This window comes from Frankia sp. CcI156 (genome assembly GCF_001983015.1).
GTDB lineage: Bacteria > Actinomycetota > Actinomycetes > Frankiales > Frankiaceae > Frankia > Frankia casuarinae.
The window spans coordinates 1-4,131 of sequence record NZ_MOMD01000111.1; the positions used below are offsets into that span (position 1 = coordinate 1).

4 protein-coding genes are annotated in these 4,131 nt (G+C 66.6%); 2 read left to right on the forward strand and 2 right to left on the reverse strand.

The features are described 5' to 3' along the window. On the reverse strand, window positions 1–622 hold a 622-nt coding region (locus tag CcI156_RS23375), incomplete at its 3' end, for a hypothetical protein (RefSeq protein ID WP_139168612.1). Window positions 623–1,042: 420 nt separating this feature from the next. Here CcI156_RS23375 and CcI156_RS23380 point away from each other — a divergent pair. Together CcI156_RS23380 and CcI156_RS23390 are read left to right on the forward strand one after the other, a co-directional pair. Continuing rightward, window positions 1,043–1,816 (forward strand): HNH endonuclease, encoded by a 774-nt coding sequence (locus CcI156_RS23380; RefSeq protein WP_139341597.1) that lies wholly within the window; start codon window positions 1,043–1,045, stop codon window positions 1,814–1,816. A 589-nt stretch (window positions 1,817–2,405) separates the two neighbouring features. Beyond that, on the forward strand, window positions 2,406–3,368 hold the full coding sequence (locus CcI156_RS23390) for a hypothetical protein (RefSeq protein ID WP_139341598.1): 963 nt from the start codon (window positions 2,406–2,408) through the stop codon (window positions 3,366–3,368). Window positions 3,369–3,684: 316 nt separating this feature from the next. Here the strand turns inward: CcI156_RS23390 and CcI156_RS23395 are convergent, their stop codons facing one another. Then, window positions 3,685–3,996, reverse strand: coding sequence for a hypothetical protein (locus tag CcI156_RS23395; RefSeq protein ID WP_139168614.1), 312 nt, complete (start codon window positions 3,994–3,996; stop codon window positions 3,685–3,687). Between the last annotated feature and the right edge of the window lie 135 nt (window positions 3,997–4,131).

The window sequence follows — 4,131 nt, forward strand, 5'->3', positions numbered from 1 at the left end:
CATCCAGGCAGCCGTCGGCCTCCAGAAAATCAACGAACAGCAATCCGAGCGAATACTGAGCTTCGAGAGAATCAAGAGAGTTTCTGAATAACTTCAGTGCCTCCGCGTCCCAGACCTCGAACTCGATGCCCTTGGCCGCCAGACGCTCCGTCTGCCGGGCGATCTCGTCGGCTAGCTCGGTCTGCACGGCCGGCAGGCTGGTGGCGTAGACGAAGACGTCACTCGCGGAGGCCCACGAACCGCCCAGGAAGTCCCCGACCGCCTTCTTCAGACCGGCCGCGGTCAGCTTGGCGACCCGCCGTGACTGCAGGCTCAGATAGCGCGGCGAGGCGCCGGAACCCGGGGGTGCATCCCCGGCCGGCGGCAGCCGAACATACAGGTCGATGCCCTGCTGCTTCTGGCCCCGGGTGCCGTACAGGCCACCCTGCGCACGGGCTTCCCGCGCCGACATCCGGCCGGTTTCCCGGTCGCCGGCCACGTGGTCCACGGCATGATCAACCTTGCCGCGCTCCAGAGCGAGCTTCAGGCACAGCCGCTCGAAGTTCTCCCAAGCCAGGCAGTCGAACGGCAGCACCTGCTCCCGCGTGTCCACCGGCGGAGCCAGCTCCTGCGCCAGCACCATCGTGCGCAGCCTCGGCGGCGGCGGCGCCCACGCCGCGGCGTCGGCCGGCGATGCGCCAGCGGCGGAACCGCTACCGCGTCGCTCCGGACCGCCTCTTGCGCCCTTCCCCGGATCGTTCACCCTCCGAGTATTCCGCCCGCGCAGGACGCCGCCGAAACGGCGTCAGGCGGGATCCAGAGCGGTCGGTCGCACAGGTGGCGCGGTCGGCAGAGAGATCCCATCGAACTTGGGCAAACCTGGCGTGCTTGCTACCAGGCCGCAGGTGACCGCACTGGCAGCGACGTGAAGCCGACCGGGGCCATGTGCCGCGAGAGTCCGGCCCCTTATATCCTAGATCATCACGGTCCGGGCTCGATCGTGTGGGATCGCGGTCGTCGCCAAATTTACTCGACGGACGGCCCAGCTCCAGAGGATGAGGAAATGATCTGTCAGTTCTGCGGTGCTGAGGCAACCCTCACCAAGGAGCATGTGATCCCAGCCTGGATATCGACCCTTCCCTCGTTCGTGGGCAAGGTGACGGTCAATTCTAGAGCCGGTGATTCAGGAAAGTCTAAGACTTTCAGTCTCAAGAAAATAGATCTCCAGGTGCGGATCGCCTGTGGCGACTGCAACGGCGGGTGGATGAGCCGGCTGGAGAATTCTGTCAAGGTTTTTCTCGGGCCACTGTTGGAAGGTGCTCCGGTCAGCCTTGGGGCGGAGCGCCTCGGCATTCTTGCTCGCTGGTGTATCAAGACCGCTATCGCCGAGGTCAATACGTCGGGGTATGGCGCGATTTTGCCGACCGTAACCGCTCGCCAGTTGGCAGACGGCGACGCACCCACCAACGTGGCCGTGTGGATCAGCAGGTTCCACGACACCATGTACCACGATCGCCCCGTGCGGCTCCGGCCGAGGAAGCTGGACTGCACCGCCGACGGCGTCTACGTCGGGAGTCTGGTCGATTTCACGGCCGMCCTGGGCCCCTTCGTGATCAAAGTGGTGTTTGTGCCAGACGCGATCGCTCGTGGTCTGGAGGTGCTCGAATTCGACGAACCAAAGCCGCTTATTCCGCTATGGCCGAAGCCTGTAGCGGAATTATCCTGGCCGCCCGCATTCTCGTACTGCGAAGCCGAGCTGGTCGCTCTCAGTTTCGCGCTGGCGGGAATATCTCTGGTGCAACGGCGTGTGGACCCTCATTGCGTTGGTCCGGCGTGATCGTGTGGTTCCGAACCTCGGTCGCATGCGATGCGCCGAGGAACACTCGCCGGGTTGGTACCCGAGTGTGGGTGGATTGCATACCTGCGGCACGGCGCGGAGATCGCTTCAGGTGGCTCGCGCCAGGTAGACAGCGGCGACCGTCACTGGGGACACGAGGACTGACTGATCAGGGCTGCGGCGTTGCTGGCAGCATCGGTCCGTGGTGAGTTCCGGCCTGGTGGTCCCCGACGGGGGCGGTTACCGGCACTCGTACGAGATCCCGACCCCGGCGCGCCTGGCCGTGGTCTCCGGGCAGATTCYGGTGTCACCGCGGCACCGTGTCCGCTGGATTCGCTGCACAGTGCCGCCAGGCCTGGGCGAACGTGGCCGCGGCACTGTCGCACCACGGGATGGGCCTGTCCGGCCTGAAGGTGAYGACCTATCTGTCCGACCGGCGGTACCGCGTACGAGAACTTCGCCATTCGCCGGGAGTTGCTGGGTGGGCATTGCCCGGCGCCGACGGTGATCGTCGCGGGTATCTATGACGAGGCGTGGCTCGTGGAGATCGAGGCACTCGCCGCGGTCTGACGGGCGTGGGTGGTCAGGCATGCCCGTGCCTGTGCTCGGCTACCGTCGCGTGATGCACACGATCAGCCCGCAGGACCAGGGCCGGCTTACGCAAGCTGTCGAGGCGCGGGAGACGGATGTTCAGCAGGCCAAGGCGATCATTCTTCGAGCGGTCGAGGGCGGCAGCGCTCTTGGGGCCGATGGGCTAGTCATCGCGGTTCTCACCGCCGCCGGAGCTGACCTCAATGCGTTTCGGACACCGGTCCACCCCCGGGAGCTCGGGGAAGACCCGCTTGACGCGGAGCTGCCGCCGCTGAAGCTCGCTCGAATCCGGGCGGCGGCACGCGAGGCACTCGCCGACCTGRTGGCGGCCGGAATCCTCACCAGCTGCAATACTCCTGGGACCCTCCCGGTGCAGGTCCACGACGGTGGCTACGGCACGACCGCGCAGCTCCCGTTGTCGGAGCCGCTGCTCGCGCCCGCATATCGAGTGGCCCGCCGATACCGCGGCGTGTCGGAGCTGGCGATCCTCGATCCGACTCTCGGCACCGATGGACTTAAGGACCTACTCGGCCCGCGCGGTCTGAAGGCTCTCGTGGAGGCCGTCGAGACCTTTCGGGCCGGCCGGTACTTCTCCTCCTCGAACATGCTCGCGCTCGCGAGCGAGGCGGCGTGGTTCTCCGTCGCGGAGACGATGCGCGCCGACAAGCCGCAGATCGACAAGCTCCTCGACGATCCCAAGACACCGGCGAGCACGCTCATCGAGCGAGTCGTTCCTGTGCTGAAGGACCTGGGAGCGAAGAAGAGCCGGGTCGACGAGCTGCACCGGTTCGCCGACAGCCTGCGCGGCATCAGGGACTATGCCCTTCACCCCCGCGCGACGCTCGACTCCGACTACGAGGCGCGGTTCGCTGAGGCACCCGCCTATCTGCTTCTCGTCGAGGGGCGGCGGTACCTGCGCAATCTCCGGCAGGCGACCCTCGACGCCGGGCTGCAGTTCTAGGAGACCTCGACGGGGCCCGGCGACCAGGCCGGACGCTCCCGATCGGGAGGGCCCTGCAGAGCTGCGTGGTGGCCAGGGGCGTGGTCTCGGCCTGTTGCACTCCGCTCCTGCGTCCGTCGCACAGCCGTGCGACCGCGTCGTCGGAGGCGCCAGAATGCGAGCGCGGCGTCGGCGGTGGCGACACCCGCACCGCAGGCGTCACCGAGGTGCACCAGCGTAACGACGCACCCGCAGTCTCGCCCCGGCGCGCAGCCAGTCGCTGGCTACAACTAGAGGGGGGAGAGCGGTGAACTGCAGATGCTCGGTGATCTGGCCTCTAGGGCTCCGGTTGACTCCGCTGAAAACCTTGCCCGGTCTGAGGCTCTTTTCCGGAGTCCTTGAGACTGTTGTAGGACGCCTCAGGGAGGCGCACGAGCCTCGCTGAGGAGGTCGGGGCGCCCAGCATGGACAGCGCTGCGTTACCGACCGCGAGACTCAAGGCCACCTTCGGTAGCAGGGTGGCGATAGGTGTGCCCACCGCGGCCTCGTCGCCGAGCACCAGTGCGGTATCCAGCCCGGTCATGAGCGCAACGATCTCCGACGGTGGTTCCGGACCTTGCACTGCCAAATCGGCCATCGTCACGGTCACCGCACCCCCCGACATGCCTCTGCGTAAGGTATACGGAGCCCTGAGTCGACCAGGGGTCGGGCTGTGTCGTCAGTGGGAGGCGCGCTAGGCGTCCCAGATGTCAGTGGGCGTTCTGCACGCTTTCGCCGGGCCTCA